This is a genomic window from Adhaeribacter radiodurans (assembly GCF_014075995.1).
Classification (GTDB): domain Bacteria; phylum Bacteroidota; class Bacteroidia; order Cytophagales; family Hymenobacteraceae; genus Adhaeribacter; species Adhaeribacter radiodurans.
The window spans coordinates 4,084,002-4,103,828 of sequence record NZ_CP055153.1 but is presented as its reverse complement, the minus strand read 5'-3'; the positions used below and the strand labels follow the sequence as shown (position 1 = coordinate 4,103,828).

The window sequence follows — 19,827 nt, the reverse complement described above, 5'->3', positions numbered from 1 at the left end:
AGTAGAATTTGACTTTTCCTTTACCTCTATTAGTAGGATATCTCTTGCCTGCCCTTTCCATTAATTTAAGTAAAGGTACCTGGCTGAAATAATTTACTTTTTGGCTAAGTACTTTCTAAGGGAGTATAACAAGCTTATTTGGTTAATAGTAACTTGGATTGGATCATCGTTGTTGGCGTTTGCAGTTGCAGGTAATATAATCCTGCCGGATTATTGTCGGATTCCCATTTTAACTGATACGTTTGGTTCGCCTGCACTTCGTCCTGAAACAAATTTTTTACTTCCCGGCCCTGACTATCATAGATTTTTACCGTAACTGGTTGCGTTTGCGGCAAGGTGAACTGAACAGTTACTTTGCTGTGGAAAGGATTCGGGTAAAACTGGAGTACCTTTACGGGAGAGGTAGTTGGTAACTCCTGCATTGTGGTTCGGCTGGCTAAGTTATCTGCAGTATTTAAACTATCTAGTGAAATTTTTAGAAGCCAATAATCACTGCGGCCTTGTTCCGGTTGAGTAACATCACCGCTTATCTCCGAATCGGAATGACCTCCGACCAGCAGGCCGCCATCGGTTGTTTGAAATACGGTACTTACTTCTTCTTCCCTCATTCCGCCAAATGTTTTATCCCATTGTTTATTCCCGTTAGCATCTATTTTTACCACCCAGTAGTCACTGCGGCCGCGATTTTCCTCGCTTTTATCAGCAGTGGCTCCGGAGTAGGAGGTACCTGCTATTACGTAGCTTCCCTCGAAGGTATAAGTACCGGCTTCCAGAAAGTCGATATTATCTCCGCCAAAGCCTTTATCCCAAATTTTATTACCCTTGGCATCTATTTTTACGATCCAGAAATCCGATGCACCTATATTTCCTCGTAAATCCTGGGATTTATCGTTGCTCTTGCCAGAGGTACTGGAACCGGCAATAAAAAAGTTCTCGCCGTGGCTGCGCCCAACGGTAATAGCTTTCTCGCCGCCTTTGCCGCCAAAGGTTTTATCCCAAAGTTTATTACCGTCTTTGTCTACCCGTACTACCCAAAAGTCATTGGAACCACGATTGGCTTGCGTTTTATCGCCGCTTATTTCTGAAAAAGAATCGCCGCCCAGTAAAAATCCTCCGTCGCGGGTTTCGGTGAAGCTACCTAAAGTTTCGTCTTGGGAGCCACCGTACCGTTTATCCCAGATTTTAGTACCGGTAGCCCTGATTTTTACCAGCCAGAAATCATTTTCGCCCCAACTATTTTGACTTTTATCGCCGCTGGCCGGAGAGTTACTGTAGCCACCTAACATGTATTCGCCGGTTTTAAGCTGAACCACTTTTATTAATCTATCGGCACCCGTTCCTCCATAACGCTTGTCCCATTGTTTATTGCCGGCTGCATCTATTTTTATAATCCAATAATCGTGGCCGTGTTGGCTAGTTTGGGTTTTATCGCCATTTTTGCCTGATAAAGAAGAACCTGCCAATAAATAGCCGCCATCTAAGGTTTGAATAACGCGGCTCAGATAATCCGGACCGGTACCGCCAAAACGCTTATCCCAAAGTTTTTTACCGTAACGGTTTGTTTTCACAATCCAGTAATCGGCGCTGCCCTGGCTATTTTGGGTTTTATCCCCATTTTTGCCCGATAAAGAATACCCGCCAGCCAGATAGCCACCATCAGAGGTTTTGATAACCGATGTTAGGGGATCCCCATCTGAACTGCCGAAGCGCACGCTCCAGGTTTGACTATTATTCAGCATAAAGCTATGGTTCACTTCAGTGGCTGGGTAAAAATCAGCATTGCCTGCCTGGGTAGCTTTTACAATTACTAAACCGCCTTGGCCGGTAAATGTTAAGGTATTGCCCTTAACCGTCGCTGGTCCTTGAACCACACTAAAGCTGACGGGCAAACCGGAGGTAGCAGTAGCTTTTAAGGATAAAGTTTTTTGCTGTACATAATTAATATCCGGAATAGAATCGAAGAAGATTTTTTGAGTTTGTTTCTCGTGGTTATCTAATTTTAATACCCAGTAATCACTACCGCCTCTACTAACTTCAGTTTTGTCGCCGCTAATACCCGACGAGGAATACCCTCCCAGAATATAACCCCCATTAGAGGTTTGTTGTAAGGAGGTTAATAAATCAAATTCGCTTGTTCCTAATGTTTTGTCCCATAATTCGGTGCCGTCTGCTTTAATTTTTACCAGCCAGAAATCGGTGCTATGCTCCCCATAATCGTCGAAAGTAGGGTCGCGGTTATCTTCGGATTTATCGATGCTTTTATCTGATTTAGAATCGCCGGCTAAAATGAAGCCGCCATCGCGGGTGGGTTGCATCGTTTTTAATTCATCTACCCCTTTGCCGCCGTACGTTTTATCCCACTGGATCGTACCCTTGGCATTGAGTTTTACTACCCAATAATCAGAATCACCTTTCTTTGAGGCTGTTTTATCACCGGCAGGTTCAGAATTAGACCAACCGCCCAGGATATAACCGCCGTCTAAGGTTTGTAGAATAGCGTATAGTATTTCATTTCCTTCGCCGCCAATGGTTTTGTCCCAGGCTTTGCTGCCATCGGCGTTTAATTTTACTACCCAGAAATCATTATAGCCTTTGCTGTTCTCTGACTTTTCTCCTCCAATGTCGGCCGAAGGTGAGCCCCCTAAAATAAAGCCCCCATCGCTGGTCTGGTAAAAGGCGCTTAGATGATCTATAGCTCTTGAACCTATGGTTTTATCCCAGAGCTTATTGCCGTAGGTATCTATCTTTAAAAACCAAAAATCTGCGCCTCCCCGGGAAGATTCGGTTTTATCGCCGTTAATACCGGAAGTGGAAGAACCGCCTAGAATATACCCGCCTTCTTTAGTTGGCTGGATTAAAGTTAAAATTTCACCCGCATTGCCGCCGTAAGATTTATCCCAAACTTTATTGCCTTGAGCATCTATTTTTACAATCCAATAATCTGCACCTCCTTTGCTGGGGGCGGATTTATTACCGTTATTTTCAGAAGTAGAGTAGCCGCCCAATAGGTAACCGCCATCAGGGGTAGGTTGTACGGCAATTAATTGATCGTCTTTGGTTCCACCAAAGGTTTTATCCCAGGATTTGCTGCCATCCGCATTTAATTTTACTACCCAATAATCGGCACCGGAGGTTTTGCTTTTCCGGCTTTGCGTTTTATCTCCGCTGATACCCGATTCAGAACTCCCGCCCAAAATGTAACCGCCATCTTTAGTTTGCTGAACGGAATACAAATAGTCCATTTGATCCCCACCAATGGTTTTATCCCATTGTATGTTTTGAGCCGGGGTGGAAAAGGAAAAACTAAGAAAAATGAGAAAGGTAATACTAAAATCGCGTATTAAATTGCGTGTGTGCCAGTGCCGCCAGAAAGAATAAAAAACCACCATTATTTAAGCTTTAAAGTTTTATAGTTACTGGAAGAAATAAAATTTAATATTTAGCCTTCTCCGAAACAGTTTTAAATGCTACGGGGAAGGCTTTTGCACTTACTTGGTTAAAAGTAGTTTTTGCTGTTGCTGCTTGGTTGGGGTTTGTAACTGCAAGAAATACAGGCCGGCCGGTTTATTGCCAGCTTGCCATTCCAGCTGGTAAGTTTGGTTTGCCTGCGCTTCTCCCTGGAACAAAGTTTTTACCTCCTGCCCTTGGCTGTCGTAAATTTTTACGCTAACTGCCTGAGTTTGTGGCAAGCTAAACTGAACCGTTACTTTTTCCCGGACTGGGTTAGGAAAAGCGTTTAACAAACTAATCTGCGGAGTTACTTCCGGTGCAAATGCCTGACGAGCAACAACGGCGGCGCTCGAGGTTATACTTTCCGGAGCTACTTTCACCAACCAGTAATCACTACGGCCCCAACTGGTTTGGCTATGCTCACCACTAACGTTTGAGTCGGAACGGCCACCCAGCAATAAACCACCATCGGAAGTTTGGAAAATGGTACGGAGTTCTTCGGTACCGCTGCCACCAAAGCGTTTATCGTACATGGGGTTACCCTCGGCATCTACTTCTACGATCCAGAAATCGCTGTTGCCCCGACTAGTCTGGGTTTTGGTGCCACTTACTTCGGAGAAGGAAGTGCCGCCTAAAACAATATGGCCATTCGCTAAACGGGTGCTGGCCCGCAGTTCATCGTCCTGGCTGCCGCCAAAAGTTCTGTCCCAAAGCTTGGTACCGTTGGTATCTATTTTAATTAACCAATAATCTTTTCCGCCTTGGTTATTTCCGCTTTTCTCGCCACTAGAGTTGGAAGAACTGGTACCCGAAATATAGTACTCATTCCCGTTACGAACAATCGAATTTGCTTCGTCTGTGGCGCTGCCTCCAAAAGTTTTCTCCCAGAGTAAGTTGCCATTCTGATCCGTTTTTACGGCCCAATAGTCGCTGCTGCCCTGGCTGGGTTCACTTTTGTCGCCGCTGGTATTAGATAAGGAAGTACCTACGAGTAAAAAGCCACCCTCGGGGGTTTGCGTGAAGCTGCCTAGTGCTTCTTCCTTGTTGCCACCGTAACGTTTATCCCAAATTTTACTACCCGTACTGCTGATTTTCATTAACCAGTAATCGGTACCACCCTGACTGCTCTGCGTTTTATCCGCGCTAATAGGGGAGTTGCTGTGGCCTGCTACTATATACTCTCCGGTAGATAGTTGAATTACTTTTTTGAGTTCATCGTCGCCGGAACCGCCGAAGGTTTTATCCCATTGTTTCGTGCCGGTAGCATCCACTTTTATGAGCCAAAAATCGCGCTTACCCAGGGAGGCCTCCGATTTATCGCCTGCCTTGCCTGAGAGAGAACTACCCGCTAATAAATAACCCCCATCAGCCGTTTGAATAACTCGGTTAAGGAAATCATCATCTGAACCTCCGTAGGTTTTATCCCAGAGTTTTTTGCCATTCCGGTCAGTTTTTACAATCCAGTAATCGTATTTACCTAAATTATTTTGGGTTTTATCGCCGCCAGGGTATGAGTCGGAAAAGCCGGCAGTTAAGTAGCCGCCGTCGGCAGTTTTAATAACATCGGTTAAGCCTTCGTTGCGGTAACTACCAAACAGATTGTCCCAGGCAGCGGCTAAGGGCTCGGGTGTTTTATCTGGTTGTACCTGTACTACCCAGAAGTCGGCATCACCCACGTTCCCCGTATTTTTATCGGCTCCAATGTCCGAATAAGTGGTGCCGCCCAAAAGAATATTGCCTCCGGAGGTTCGGATAGCAGATGCCAGCATATCGTTGCGTTGACCCCCAATGGTGCGGTCTACTATAAATTGGCCTTGCTCATCTATTTTTACCAGCCAGTAATCGTTCCATACCGAAGTTTTTACCTCGGTAAAGCCTTCTTTTTGTCTTTCGTCTTCTATTTTACTAATGTTACTGCGGTTGTCTTCGCTTTTATTCCGGCCGGTATCGCCGTTAGAAGTACCCGCCAGTAAATATCCGCCTTCGGGCAATGGAATAATGGTACTTAAATTGGAAGTTCCGGTATACGTCCAGAATTCGCCCACTCCAATTTGTCCGGGATAAACTACTAATCCGCCGTAACTTTTATCCCAAACTTTTTTGCCGCTGTTATTAATTTTAACGACCCAGTAATCATATATTTCATCATGCATGCCGGCCGTTTGACTAGTTTTTTCTCCCCCGGTGGTAGCGCTGGAAGAACCTCCCAGTAAAAAGCCGCCATCAGGAGTGGGCACTATACTGCTCAGGAGGGAAGCACCCGCTTCATAGTAACCTTTTCCGTTATAATAACTAATTACTCCGCCGTAGGTATTATCCCATACTTTTTTACCTTGTTCATCAATCCGGAGTACCCAGTAATCTGCCAGGCCACGGGGGGGCTGCGTTTTATCCCCGCTTATGCCCGAAGAGGAATAACCGCCTACTAAATAACCACCTTTGGGGTTAAGGGTAATGGCCGTAAGCTTATCAAATTTATCGCCGCCGTAAGTTTTATCCCATATTTTATTGCCGTTAGCATCTAGTTTCAATAGCCAATAATCCCGGCGGCTGCTGGGCTCTTGGTTAGTATCCCAGGATGGCTGGCTTTTATCTCCACTTTTATCCGATGCCGATGTTCCGCCCAGTAAATAGCCGCCATCCAGGCTGGTAACCATTGTGGCTAGCCAATCAGACTGGCTTCCGCCAAAAGTTTTGTCCCAGAGTTTTGTACCATTAGCGCCTATTTTAACTAACCAATAATCTTCCAGACCATTGCTTGCCTGACTTTTATCGCCGGATGAGTTAGAAGCAGAAGTACCACCGAGTAAGTAATTCCCGTCGGGGGTAGCCACCAAAGCAGTAAGCTGATCGGCTTGGTTGCCGCCGTAGGTTTTGTCCCATACTTTTTGACCGGAGGCATTTATCTTTGCAACCCAAAAATCGGTGTTTCCTTTTGAGTTCTGGCTTTTATCGGCACTAGCATCGGAGTTAGAAGTACCTCCTATAATGTAGCCGCCATCGGGCGTAGGAAGCATAGTACTCAACATATCGGTTTTGTTACCGCCATAGTTTTTTTGCCATTGTTTACCGGTAAGGGTTACTAAAAAGCTTTGGGTGGTATCTACTACCCGTTCATACTCGGTGTTGCCTTCCTGAGTAGCGACCAACCGTACCCAACCGGCTCCTTTTATGGTTAGTTTATTATTCTTGATAATGGCGGGACCGGATAATACTTCAAAGGTGACGGGTAAGCCGGAGGTAGCTTTCGCGACCAGGGGAAAGGCCGGATCGCCGACTTCTTTGTTTAGAATAGGCTCAAAGGTAATCTGGTTTTTAAGTTTAATGGAATTATCCAGCTTCACTACCCAATAATCAGTAGAACCTTTACCTTCTTCGGATTTATCACCCGTTTTCCTGGAAGGTGATCTGCCGCCCAATACATAACCGCTGTCCTGCGTTTGTTGCAAATCTGTTAAATAATCATCTCCCTCGCTGCCTATTGTTTTGTCCCATAAAACTTTTTGACCGTTCGCGCTAACTTTGGCAACCCAAAAGTCCCAATCATAAGAGCCGTGATTGGGTTCGGATTTATCTGCCCCAATACCAGATCTAGATGTTCCTCCTAAAAGGATACCTCCGTCTTTGGTAAGCTTCATGGAGGCCAACTCGTCAATATGTTTTCCGCCGACAGTTTTATCCCATCCTTTACTTCCATCGGGGTTTAACTTTACGATCCAATAATCAGAAAAGCCTTTGTGGTCTTCGGTTTTTTCATGGCTTTTATCGGAGCTGGAATGGCCACCCAAAAGATACCCGCCATCTGGTAATTGCAGAAGAGAAAATAAGTAATCACTAAGGTTGCCGCCAATAGTTTTATCCCAAATTTTTTGGCCGCCTGCATTTAATTTTACTACCCAGTAATCGGAATATCTATCATGTCGTTCTTCCGTTTTATCGCCGCTTATAACCCCGCTAGAGGAGCCGCCTAAAAGGTAACCACCATCGCGGGTTTGCAGGATAGCCTGTAAATTTTCGCTGCTTTTACTGCCAATCGTTTTATCCCAAACTTTGGTACCATCGGCCTGTAATTTTACTACCCAGTAATCCGTGCCCCCTCGGGAGGGTTCTGTTTTACTTCCGCTTACTCCGGAACTGGAATGACCACCTAAAATATAGCCACCATCCTGGGTTTGCTGCAGTTCAACTAATCGTTCGTCTTTATCTCCGCCGTAGGTTTTATCCCATTGTTTGTTTCCCTGAGCATCTACTTTTATTACCCAAAAATCATAATTACCAAAAGCGCCTTCAGTTTTGTCGCCACTGATCCCTGACTTAGAATGGCCACCTAAAATGTAGCCCCCATCTGTGGTTTGTTGAACAAACTGTAAAATTTCATCCTGGTTACCGCCGAATGATTTGTCCCATTCTTTGCTGCCATTTGCTCTTAGCTTTACTATCCAATAATCTCTGACTCCTTTGTTTGGCTGGGTTTTATCGCCGTTGGGTCCGGAAGCCGATAATCCTCCTAAGATATAACCGCCATCCTGGGTTTGCTGCAACGAGTATAATTGATCAATGGCATTACCGCCCAAAGATCTATCCCATTCTATTTTTTGAGCCGAAGTTAGAAAAGAGAAACCTAGGTTTAAAAAGAAAAAAATAAATAGGAAGCGCCACCTGCAGGTAAAGAATACATTTGGGTAAGGCAGAAGTGAAAATTTTAAATGTTTTTTCATGCAATTAAATGAAAATGAATGGGTTTACTTACCTGGGAGTAATTGCCCAAGTTTATATTGGGCAATTACCATAATTCTATTTCGTTAAAAGCAGTTTGTGTTGTTGCCGTAGAGTAGGGGTTTGCAATTGAATAAAATACAAACCTGCGGGTTTGTTACCGGCCTGCCATTCTAGTTGGTAAGTTTGGATAGCTTTCACTTCGCCTTGAAACAAAGTACTTACTTCTTTACCTTGGCCATCAAAGATTTTTACTGTGGCTGCCTGAGTTTGGGGTAAGCTGAACTTCACATTTACTTTCCCTTGGAAAGGATTGGGGTAAGCGGTTAAATTGTTAGTGAAGGCTACTGGTGCTTCCGTAACTGTGGCTTCCCGGGTTGTTAGCATTGAGGAAGTATCCGGGGCCGGGGCTAGTTTTACTAGCCAGTAATCACTGCTACCCTGGTTGGGTTGGGTAACATCTCCACTCACTTGGGAAGCCGACCAACCTGCCAACATTAAACCTCCATCAGAAGTGGAGAAAATAGTTCGCAGTTCATCCCTCTCACTACCGCCAACTGTTTTATCGTACACCTTATTGCCATTGGCGTCTACTCGAACAATCCAGTAATCATAAGATCCCTGACTGGGTTGCGACTTACTACCACTTACTTCTGAATAAGAACTTCCTCCTAACACAATACCCCCATCTGGTAAACTTGTGCTGGCCTGGAGAACATCGGTTTGCTTGCCGCCAAAGGTTTTTTCCCACAATAAGTTGCCGTTTGTATCTATTTTTACTAACCAGTAATCTTTATCCGAAAAACCTTCGGGGCTTTGTTCGGGATTATAGTAGGTGGTATTGGTACCGGCAATATAGAAGTCTGATCCACTCCGGGCTACGGATGCCGGTACATCGTCCCGACGGCTACCAAAGGTTTTATCCCAGATTTTATTCCCTTCTTTATCCAGTTTTACTACCCAGTAATCGGTTAAGCCGTTACTGGTTTGACTTTTATCCCCTTTGGCTCCGGAATAAGACGAACCAGCCAGTAAAAAGCCACCTTCTTTGGTTTCAGTAAAACTTCCTAATTGATCATCGCCGTTGCCTCCGTAGCGTTTGTCCCAGATTTTAGTACCGGTTGAACTGATTTTGACTAACCAGTAATCTTTTAAACCCGGACTATTCTGGCTTACATCGCCGTTTACCGGAGATTTGGTAGTGCCACCAAGCACGAATTCGCCGGTAGAGAGTTGGATAATTTTTACAAATTGATCGAAGTCACTGCCGCCGTAGGTTTTATCCCATTGTTTGTTGCCCAAAGCATCAGTTTTAACGATCCAGAAGTCACGATCGCCCTGACTAGGTTGGCTCTTGTCGCCACTTTTACCCGATAAAGAAGAACCCGCCAGTAAGTAGCCCCCATCTTGCGTTTGAATAACCCGGTTTAGGTAGTCCTGATCGGAGCCTCCGAAGCTTTTATCCCAGAGTTTTTTACCATTTTTATCAGTTTTTACAATCCAATAATCGTTTTTGCCCTTACTGTTTTGTGATTTATCGCCGCTCACCTTGGAATCAGAGTAACCGCCAGCTAAGTAGCCGCCATCGGAGGTTTTAATAACATCGGTTAAGTTATCGGTGCCTGAACCGCCAAAACGCATGTCCCAAGCTAAAGCCGGTGCATTCTTTTCTTCTTTTAACTTGATAACCCAAAAATCCTTTATTCCTTTAAGAGGTTGGCTTTTATCGCCATTATTTTCGGAGTAAGAAGAGCCTCCCACTAGGAAGTTGCCATCTGAAGTTACTAAGAGTGAACTTAATTGTTCATTGTTATTGGTACCCCCCAAGGTTCTATCCCAACTTATTACACCGTTGAAGTCTATCTTTATCACCCAATAATCACCTAAGCCTCGCTTTTCTTCACTTTTTTCGCCACTCACGCCAGAGTTGGTAGTACCACCGAGCAGGAAACCTCCATCGGGCGTTTTTATTAAAGCAGAGAGCAAGTCAGAACCATTTCCGCCAATAGTTTCATCCCAAACCTTTTTTCCGGCTTCATCTATTTTAACCACCCAGAAATCATTACCGCCCCGGCTTGCCTCACTCTTATCTCCACTTTTACCTGAATTGGAATAACCGCCTAAAAGGTAACCGCCATCTGTAGTATTCGCCAAAGCCGATAGATTATCATATGCATCGCCGCCAAAAGATTTATTCCAAAGTTTTAGTCCCTGACTATTAATTTTTACAACCCAGTAATTGCCTTTATCTATTGAAGTTGTGCCTCCTAATAAGAAGCCGCCATCCGAAGAAGGAACTATTGACTGTAAAGTACTGAGGTCGTTGCCTTCGTTATCATAAGCTTTGTCCCAAATCTTGTTACCATCCCCATCTATTTTTACAATCCAAAATTCCTGACCACCAATACCTGCTTCGGTTTTATCACCGGATTTGCCGGAGATCGACGTGCCTCCTAGTAAATAATTTCCATCGGGAGTGGCGATTAAAGTGGTAAGCACATCGCCTAGGTGACCGCCAAAGGTTTTATCCCAGATTTTATTGCCGTTTGCAGATATTTTAACTATCCAGTAATCTTCATATCCTCGGCTGGCTTGTGTTTTATTACCATTCCCGTTTGATTTAGAAGAACCTCCTAGTAAGTAACCTCCGTCGGGGGTGGCCAAAATTGCTTTTAGTTCATCCCGGTCGTTGCCACCAAAGGTTTTATCCCAAAGTTTTTCGCCATTGGCATTGGTTTTTACAATCCAATAATCAGTTATAGGTTGCTGATCAGAAAAGCATTGTTCCTCTAAAATAGAACCCAGGTGGTCGTCGCTTTTGTCATTCCCTTTTTTAGAATCGGAAGTGCCTCCCAGCAAATAACCCCCATCTGAAGAGCGAACCATAGCTGTAAGAGAAGAGGTACCAAAAATTTTATCACATTCATTTCCCTGGCTTTGGTATTCGGTACGAATGCCGCCAAAAGATTTATTCCAAAGCCGGGTTACGGGCGGAACCTGTACCACAAAAGTTTGAGTAACGGCGGGAGCGGCGTAATACTTGGCGTTACCAGTTTGTAAGGCCTCCATGGTAACCGTGCCACTTCCACCCTTAAACGTTACCGTGTTGCCTTTAACCGTAGCCGGACCGGAAACAACCCGAAAGGTAACGGGTAAACCAGAACTGGCAGTAGCTTTTAGACTAAGTGTTTTTTGAGTTGCAAAATTTACTTCCGGCAAAGCGGCAAAAGAAATGGTTTGTTTAGCTTTGGTATCATTATCTAATTTTACTACCCAATAATCATAACCGCCTTTACTTGCTTCTGTTTTAGTTCCGGAGATAGGAGATTTAGAATAACCACCTATAAGATAACCGTTATCCTTTGTTTGTATAACATTTTCTAAAGCATCTTCGGCGTTCCCTCCTAAAGTGAGATCCCAGGCTTTTGAACCATTAGCGTTTAATTTTACTACCCAGTAATCAAAAATGCCCTGGTTATCTTGCGTTTTATCGCCGCTATTGTTGGAGCGAGAGCCACCACCTAGCAGGTAACCCCCATCGCTGGTAGGTTGCAAAGCATGTAATTGATCGCTATTGCTTCCGCCAATGGTCTTGTTCCACTCCTGAGTACCTTTGTTGTTTAATTTAATTACCCAGTAATCAAAACCACCTTTGCTTTTTTCTGATTTAAATTCACCTAGGCCAGCATCGGCATAACCGCCTACAATATAGCTCCCATCCGGGGTTTGCCGGATGGTGCTTAAGAGATCATCTGCTTCTACGCCAATGGTTTTATCCCAGGCTATAGTCCGGTCTGGGTTCAGTTTTACCATCCAAAAATCACTTAAGTTTCCATCATTTTTTTGATCTTCCGATTTGTCCCGGCCTTTTCCAGAGTCCGAATTGCCACCTACTATAAAGCCGCCATCTTTGGTTTGCTGAAGGGTAGTTAAATTATCATTACTATTTCCGACAATGGTTTTATCCCAAGCTTTAGAGCCATCGGCGTTTAATTTAACTAGCCAAAAATCGCCAAAAAGGCCAGCTTCAGTTTTATCACCGCCAAACCCAAAGGCGCTTCCTCCCAAAATATAGCCTCCATCACTAGTTTGTTGCAGTTCAGTTAGAGAGCTACCGCCTTTCTGTACCCCAAAAGTTTTATCCCAGGCAATAGTGCCATCTGGTTTGAGTTTTACCACCCAGTTTTCTTTCGTGCCGGTTTTATCGCCGGACGCACCGCCTACAGAGTAACCTAATAAAATATAACCACCATCACTAGTCTGCTGTAAAGCATCTAACCGGTCGTTGGCTGCACTGCCAATCGTTTTATCCCAGGCTTTGGAGCCATCGGCATTTAGCTTAACAATCCAAAAATCGCTTTGGCCATTTTTCGGCTGGGACTTATCGCCATTCTTTCCGGATCCAGAAGTGCCTCCCAGAATATAGCCACCATCACTGGTTTGCGTGGCGGTTGTGAAATAATCATTTAAATCGGCTCCTATGGTTTTATTCCACTGAACATTCTGGGCAGAAGCCAAGAATGGAAAGCCTATGGCTAATAGTAAAGAAAACTTTAAAAAGTGCTGGAAAGTAAACTTACCAGGCTTTTTGTGAAGCCAAACGATGTTTTTTAAAAGTATTTTCATAAGCTTGGTAAAATTTGAATGGTAGAGAAAGGAACCCGAATAAAAAAATTTGGCTACCGGAAAACTTTTCCGGTAGCCAAAGATAAATCTACTATTTTGTTAAGAGTAGTTTGTGTTGTTGCCGTATGGTAGGTGTTTGCAATTGAATAAAATACAAATTTGCCTTGTAGCTGGAACCCTGCCATTGCACTTGGTAGGTTTGATTCGCTTGTGCTTGGCCGTTAAACAAAGTGGTAATTTCTTTGCCCTGGCTATTGTATACTTTTACCGAAGCAGTTTGTGTATTAGGTAAAGTAAATTTGATGGTTACTTTATCCTGGGAAGGATTGGGATAGGCAGTTAAATTTACTTTTTCGCTTGTTAAAATAGACGAAGAAACGGAATTAGTAACTCGTGCTGCTATAGTAGCCAGAGTAGACAAACTATCCGGTGATACTTTTACTAACCAGAAATCCGTTTCGCCTTGGCTGGGCTGGGTTTTATCCCCGCTTTCACCCGAAGCGGAACGGCCACCTATTAACAAGCCGCCATCTTGCGTTTGAAACACAGTCCGAACTTCTTCGAAGCTGCTGCCCCCATAACGTTTGTCCCATTGTTTAGCACCGGAAGCATCTATTTTAACTAACCAGTAATCATTTGATCCCTGACCAGCCTTGGTTTTGTCGCCACTCACCTCTGACCAAGAGCTACCCGCTAGAATAGTACTTCCGTCAGCCAAAGTAGTGCTAGCTTCTAATTGATCGTTGTCGTTGCCTCCAAAGGCTTTATCCCATAGTTTATTGCCTTGCGCATCTATTTTTACTACCCAGTAATCATTTTTACCCTTGTTGGCCTGGCTTCTCTCCCCGCTAATGGAGGAAGAGCTGGTTCCGGATAAAATAAATGTTTCTCCGTTACTGCGACTCACCGATGAAATAGCATCTTGGTTACTGCCACCGTAGGTTTTATCCCACAGCTTTTTACCGTCTTTATCTACCCGTATTACCCAGAAGTCGCTGCCGCCCCGGCTGGCCTGGTACTTGTCTCCGTTAGCACTGGAAAATGATTCGCCGCCCAGTAAAAAGCCGCCGTCGCGGGTTTCGGTAAAACTGCCTAAAGTTTCTTCGCCGGTGCCCCCGTAACGCTTATCCCATATCTTGGTGCCGGTGCTACTAATTTTCACTAGCCAATAATCATTTCGGCCTTGGGTATCCTGGCTTTTATCACCGCTCACGGGTGAGTTGCTGTAACCTCCTAACACGTATTCGCCCGTGCTCAACTGCACTATTTTTCGTAACTCATCGTAACCGTTGCCACCAAAAGTTTTATCCCATTGTTTGTTGCCTTGGGCATCTACTTTTACTACCCAATAATCCCGATCGCCGCGACTAGCCTGGGTTTTATCTCCGTTTACTCCGGAGAGTGAAGAACCGCCGAGTAAATAGCCGCCATCCCGGGTTTGAATGATTCGATTGAGGTAATCGTTCCCCGATCCACCGTACCGCTTGTCCCAGAGTTTACGGCCGTATTTATCAGTTTTTACAATCCAGTAATCATTCTGACCCCGACCTGCCTGGCTTCTTTCCCCGGAAATAACGGAGCTAGAGTATCCACCAGCCAAATAACCGCCATCGATAGTTTTAATAGCGGTGGTTAAGTTGTCGGTACCAGAGCCGCCGTAGCGCATATCCCAGAAATTAGCATTTAAAGGAACGCTCACTTGAAAACTGCGGGTAACCGCTTCTGCCTGGTAATATTCATTGTTGCCGGCTTGGGAAGCTTGTACCGTTACGGTTCCCGGACGACCAGTAAGCGTAAGTATGTTGTTTTGGATGGTGGCCGGGCCGGATAGTAAACTAAAAGAAACCGGTAAGCCGGAACTGGAGGTGGCTTTTAACGTAACGTTTTTTTGCGTGGCATAATCTACGTCTGGCAGCGGAGCGAAGGTAATCTGCTGGTTCTTTTTGGCGTTGTTATCCAGTTTTACTACCCAGTAATCGTACCCGCCCCGGCTCGGCTCGGTTTTGTTGCCTCCCGTTTCTGGAGTGGACCCGGCGATAATATACCCACCATCTTTGGTTTGTTGCAAAGAACTTAAGATATCGTAGCTTTCGCTGCCTAAAGTTTTATCCCAGGCTTTGGAACCATCGGCTTTCAGTTTAACTACCCAATAATCATCTACATATTCGCCCCATTCATCCACAAGATCGCCCCGGTTTTTTTCGGTTTTATCACCACTGATGCCGGAGCGGGAAGTTCCGCCGAGTAAATAGCCACCATCATCGGTCAGCTCCAACGTTGCTAAAACATCGGTTACTGTTCCACCAATGGTTTTGTCCCACTGCTTGTTGCCTTGAGCATCTGTTTTTACTACCCAGTAATCTTCATAGCCACCTCTTGGCTCTTCTGATTTGTCGCCGGATTTACTTGAAAAAGAATTACCTCCCAGAATATAACCCCCATCATTGGTTTGTCGAAGTACAGCCAAAGCATCATTATCGGATCCTCCAATGGTTTTATCCCAATCCTTAGAACCATCAGCTTTTAATTTTACCATCCAAAAGTCGGAGGAGTATAGTTTACCTTTATTCGCCTGACTTTTATCGCCGCTGATGTCTGACTCAGAGGTACCACCCAGGATGTATCCACCATCGCTGGTTTGCCTTACAGATTTTAAAAAATCAGCGCCTGAACCGCCAATCGTTTTATCCCATTCTTTACTACCATCAGCTTTTAATTTTAAAACCCAGAAATCGCTTTTAGGATATTGGTCGCTTGGATCCCGTGAAGCCTCGGTTTTATCGCCCGAAATACCAGAGGCAGAATTCCCGGCTAAAATGTAGCCGCCATCTTTGGTCTGCTGCAAAGAGTAAAGTTGATCATCGCCGGTGCCGCCATAGGTTTTATCCCAAACTTTCGTGCCATTAGCACTTAATTTTACTACCCAGTAGTCATATTCGCCCTTACCGTCAGCGGATTTATCGCCGCTTTTAGTAGAAGAACTATATCCACCCAGAATATAACCGCCATCACTGGTCTGTTGAAGTGCCATTAAATAGTCATTTCGGTTTGCGCCAATGGTCTTATCCCATTCTTTACTGCCGTCGGCTTTTAGTTTCACAATCCAGTAATCTCGGTAAATACCGCCGGCGGCATCCTTATTATTTTGGGATTTATCGCCACTTTTATTTGATTCTGAAAAGCCCCCAAGAATATAGCCACCATCGCTGGTTTGCTGAACAACTCTTAAACGGTCGTCTTCACTTCCCCCTAAAGTTTTATCCCATTGAATATTCTGGGCAAACGAGATGGAAGAAAAAAAAATAAGTGTAATTAAAAGAATAGCTAAGCGGAATGGGTAAGATAACCTGCCTGGCCGTTGTGGGAGCAGGGTGAGCCATGTAAAACGTGTGTTCATAAAATTATATTAAAGTTTAATTGCCAGTATATAGGAATATCCTTTCACTATTAAATTCTAATAGTGGATTCTCTATATTAAAACAGGTAAATGTACCAGTAATTAGAATAGGGCGGTATCCCTAAACTTAGGTATTTTTATACCTGAAATATTAAATTTTTGTTAAATAATTGTTTAGGAAAAGGAAAATACAGGAATAATAGAAGGATTCTGGAACAAAATAGTATTTACGGAAAAGGTAGTATTTCCTTTTAAATGATTAAAGGAACTTGAACAGTTTAAGTGTAGAATTTATTAATAAGAAATAGTATTGTACCAACAAGGATTTTGTTGAAAAAGCAACGTAACCGAACAGGTTACTACCAGCCGATAATTATTCGATTATGATTCTGGACGATTTTAGTTAACGTAAAAATAATATTTTTTGTTGACTGATTTTTTCGGGAGTTTGCAGACGTAACAGGTACAAACCATTGGGTAAATGGGGCCCAGGTTGCCACTGCCATTTTAAAAGCTGACCGGCAGGTGCTATTGCCCGGTATAAAGTTGTTATTCTGCGTCCTTGGCTGTCAAGGACTTGGACATTTACTAATTGCGATTTGCTGGTTTGATAGGTAATGGAAAGTTGTTGCGAAAAAGGATTAGGGTAAGTTCTCAAATCAGGTTCGGCGGGTAAAGTAACTTCCGAAGTGGAAAAAAAAGTAAATGCTTCGGCTGGGATGCGGGGAGTAGTAGTTGCCGGTACTTTTACCAACCAAAAATCGGTGCGACCCTGGCTGGTTTGGGTGTGATCACCACTTTGGTCTGAGTTTGAGCGGCCACCCAATAAATAACTGCCGTCGTTTTCCATCCATAAAGTACGTAGCTCGTCGCTACCAGTGCCACCAAACCGTTTGTTCCATTGCAAAGTGCCCGCGTTATTTGTTTTTACAGCCCAATAATCGCAGCTGCCCTGGCTAGGCTGCGTTTTATCGCCGCTGGCTCTGGAAAAAGAAGTGCCACCGAGCAATAAACTGCCATCTACCGCTATAGCTACCGATCTTAGTTCTTCGTTTTGATTGCCGCCGTAGGTTTTATCCCATATTTTTTGACCAGTATTATCTACTTTTAAAATCCAGAAGTCTTTGCCGCCCTGGCTATTTTGGCTTTTGTTGCCACCTTCCGGCGAGTTGCTGGACCCCGCTAACAGGTAATGATTATCTATTGCCGCTATTGTAGAAAGATTATCTTCGCTGGAACTGCCGAAACTTTTATCCCAAAGTATTTGCCCCTCGGCATTTATTTTAACTATCCAGTAATCAGAACTGCCCTGGCTAGGCTGGGTTTTGTCGCTGCTTTCCCCGGATAAGGAAGTACCGCCTAATAGTAAGCTGCCGTCGGGGTTAATCAATACGTCTTGCAGGTAATCGTTGGCATTACCGCCGTAGCGATAATCTGCTATTTTATTGCCGTTAGAATTTAATAAAACAATCCAAAAATCATAGCCGCCACGGCTGTTTTCGCTTTTATCATCGCCGGCCGGAGAAATGCTGTAACCGGCCAAAACAAAATTTCCGGAAGGTAGTTGCCGTATTTGACGTAAATCTTCGAAACCACTACCGCCATAAGTATGGTCCCATTCTTTTTCGCCTGTAGAGCTAATTTTTACCACCCAAAAATCCCGATCGCCCCTGCTCACGCCGGTTTTATCGCCACCCACCCCAGACTCTGAACTGCCGCCCAGCAAATAGCCGCCATCGGGGGTTTGTAAAAAACAGTTAAGATAATCGTTGCCAGTGCCGCCAAAACGTTTGTTCCAGATTTCCTGGCCGGCGGCATTGGTTTTAACTACCCAATAATCGAAACCTCCCTGGCTCGGTTGGCTTTTGTCGCCATTTTGGCCGGACCTGGAATAACCACCTAAAAGGTACCCATTATCGCCGGTTTTTATAAAATTAGTAAAATTGTCGTGGTCGGTTCCGCCAAAACGAACGTCAGTTATCGAAGTAACCGGCGGAAAAGCTTCGATTAACTTTACCAGCCAATAATCCCGGCTACCCTGGCTATTTTCGGTTTTATTGCCGCTAATGGTAGAGTTAGAAGTGCCGGATAACAAGTAACCTCCATCCGGGGTAGGGAGTATGGCTGCGAGTAAATCAGAATCGCGGCCACCCAAAGTTATATCCCATATCTTTTTACTAGCCTTTAAGCAAACCAGCCAATAATCTTCGTAGCCTTTGTTTTCTTCGCTTTTATCTTTGCCGGCTCCGGAAAAGGAAGTACCACCTATTAAAATATTTCCCTCCGGGGTAGGAGCAATAGTACTCAGAAAATCGTTTTTTTTACCGCCTACGGCTACTATATTGTTTTCTACTCCGTTTTCATCAATGTTGGCTACCAGATAATCATAATCAGTTTGACCCGTTGAATTTCCGATGGTAGAACCTCCCAGAATAAATTGAGAACTTACCGGCTCAAATAGAATAGTAGTTAAATAGCTATCAAAATTGGTAAAGCCATAGGTGAAATCCCATTTTTTATTTCCCTGGCTATCCATTTTAATAACCCAGAAATTATAGGTATTGAGGTTTTGCGCATTATTGGCAGCCGTTTTATCGCCGCTCACGAGGGAGTTAGAAGAACCACCGAGTAAATAATCACCATTGGGAGTCGCAATTATAGAAGCCAGGTTATCCATGTGGGTGCCGCCAAAGGTTTTATCCCATTCTTTATCCCCGTTTCGGTTTATTTTAACAATCCAATAATCGGAGCTGTTTTCGCCCCGGTTAATGTCGCTTTTGTCGCTGCCCATACCCGAAAAAGAAGTGCCTCCCAGTAAAAAACCACCATCGGGAGTAGCTATTATGGCTTCCAGGTCATCGGCGTTATTGCCACCAAAAGTTTTATCCCAGATTTTATTTCCGTACAAGTCAATTTTTACAATCCAATAATCGCTGTAGCCCCGGCTGTTTTCACTTTTATCCTCACCGGCAGCCGAATAAGAGCTTCCTCCTAAAAGGTAACCACCCTCGGGTAAAGAAATAATTACTTTCAAGTAATCACTTCCTCTTCCACCTAAAGTTTTATCCCATACTTTCTTGCCGTTGGCATCGGTTTTTACCAGCCAAAAATCTTCGGAGGTATAATAACACGGGCCAAAGCTGCAATTAACATCGCCTTTATTTACTTCGCTTTTATCTCCGCTTTTGGTGGAATAAGAAGAGCCTCCCAGTAGATACCCGCCATCCAAGGTGGGGGCTGAAGCACTAAAATAATCGTTCACGCTGCCGCCAAAAGTTTTATCCCATTGTTTGGTCACTTTGCTTTGCGCGTTTGCCCCACTGGACTTTAAGAGAAAAAATAAAACAAAAATGAAACTCAGACGAAGGGGAGAAATTGAAGAATTACAACCAAAAAGAGTAAGCAATTTTTTCATAGTACAGTATTAGCCCGTTGTAAGTAATTGATAGATAAAAAGTAATCATAAATTACGTGGATTGCACTTTAGAACAGCAGAAAAAAACGCATACTGCGCTTATAAGCAAGCAGGATTTATAAAAAGCGGAAATTTTATTTATTAAAGTTGCTTAAGGAAGGTATAAGGAGAGAAGTAGCTTATTTTATTACGTATCTTAATTAAAACAAAGAAGTTAAAACCC

At 44.0% G+C, this 19,827-nt stretch carries 5 protein-coding genes; all 5 read right to left on the bottom strand.

The annotated features are described in order from the left end of the window. Window positions 1-134: 134 nt before the first annotated feature. Complete coding sequence (locus tag HUW48_RS16450) at window positions 135-3,389, bottom strand: T9SS type A sorting domain-containing protein (RefSeq protein ID WP_182411986.1); 3,255 nt, start codon at window positions 3,387-3,389, stop codon at window positions 135-137. Window positions 3,390-3,488: 99 nt separating this feature from the next. Continuing rightward, window positions 3,489-8,168: a T9SS type A sorting domain-containing protein gene (locus HUW48_RS16445; RefSeq protein ID WP_182411985.1), complete on the bottom strand. Its 4,680-nt coding sequence runs from the start codon at window positions 8,166-8,168 to the stop codon at window positions 3,489-3,491. Between the two features lie 76 nt (window positions 8,169-8,244). Beyond that, window positions 8,245-12,792: a T9SS type A sorting domain-containing protein gene (locus tag HUW48_RS16440; protein ID WP_182411984.1), complete on the bottom strand. Its 4,548-nt coding sequence runs from the start codon at window positions 12,790-12,792 to the stop codon at window positions 8,245-8,247. A 91-nt stretch (window positions 12,793-12,883) separates the two neighbouring features. Then, window positions 12,884-16,189: a T9SS type A sorting domain-containing protein gene (locus tag HUW48_RS16435; protein WP_182411983.1), complete on the bottom strand. Its 3,306-nt coding sequence runs from the start codon at window positions 16,187-16,189 to the stop codon at window positions 12,884-12,886. A gap of 403 nt (window positions 16,190-16,592) precedes the next feature. Continuing rightward, window positions 16,593-19,604 (bottom strand): T9SS type A sorting domain-containing protein, encoded by a 3,012-nt coding sequence (locus HUW48_RS16430; protein ID WP_182411982.1) that lies wholly within the window; start codon window positions 19,602-19,604, stop codon window positions 16,593-16,595. Window positions 19,605-19,827: the final 223 nt, after the last annotated feature.

Coding starts and splice junctions, on each gene's coding strand:
- HUW48_RS16435 (WP_182411983.1), bottom strand. CDS start 16,189: ATGAACACACGTTTTACATGGCTCACCCTGCTCCCACAACGGCCAGGC.
- HUW48_RS16440 (WP_182411984.1), bottom strand. CDS start 12,792: ATGAAAATACTTTTAAAAAACATCGTTTGGCTTCACAAAAAGCCTGGT.
- HUW48_RS16450 (WP_182411986.1), bottom strand. CDS start 3,389: ATGGTGGTTTTTTATTCTTTCTGGCGGCACTGGCACACACGCAATTTA.
- HUW48_RS16430 (WP_182411982.1), bottom strand. CDS start 19,604: ATGAAAAAATTGCTTACTCTTTTTGGTTGTAATTCTTCAATTTCTCCC.
- HUW48_RS16445 (WP_182411985.1), bottom strand. CDS start 8,168: ATGAAAAAACATTTAAAATTTTCACTTCTGCCTTACCCAAATGTATTC.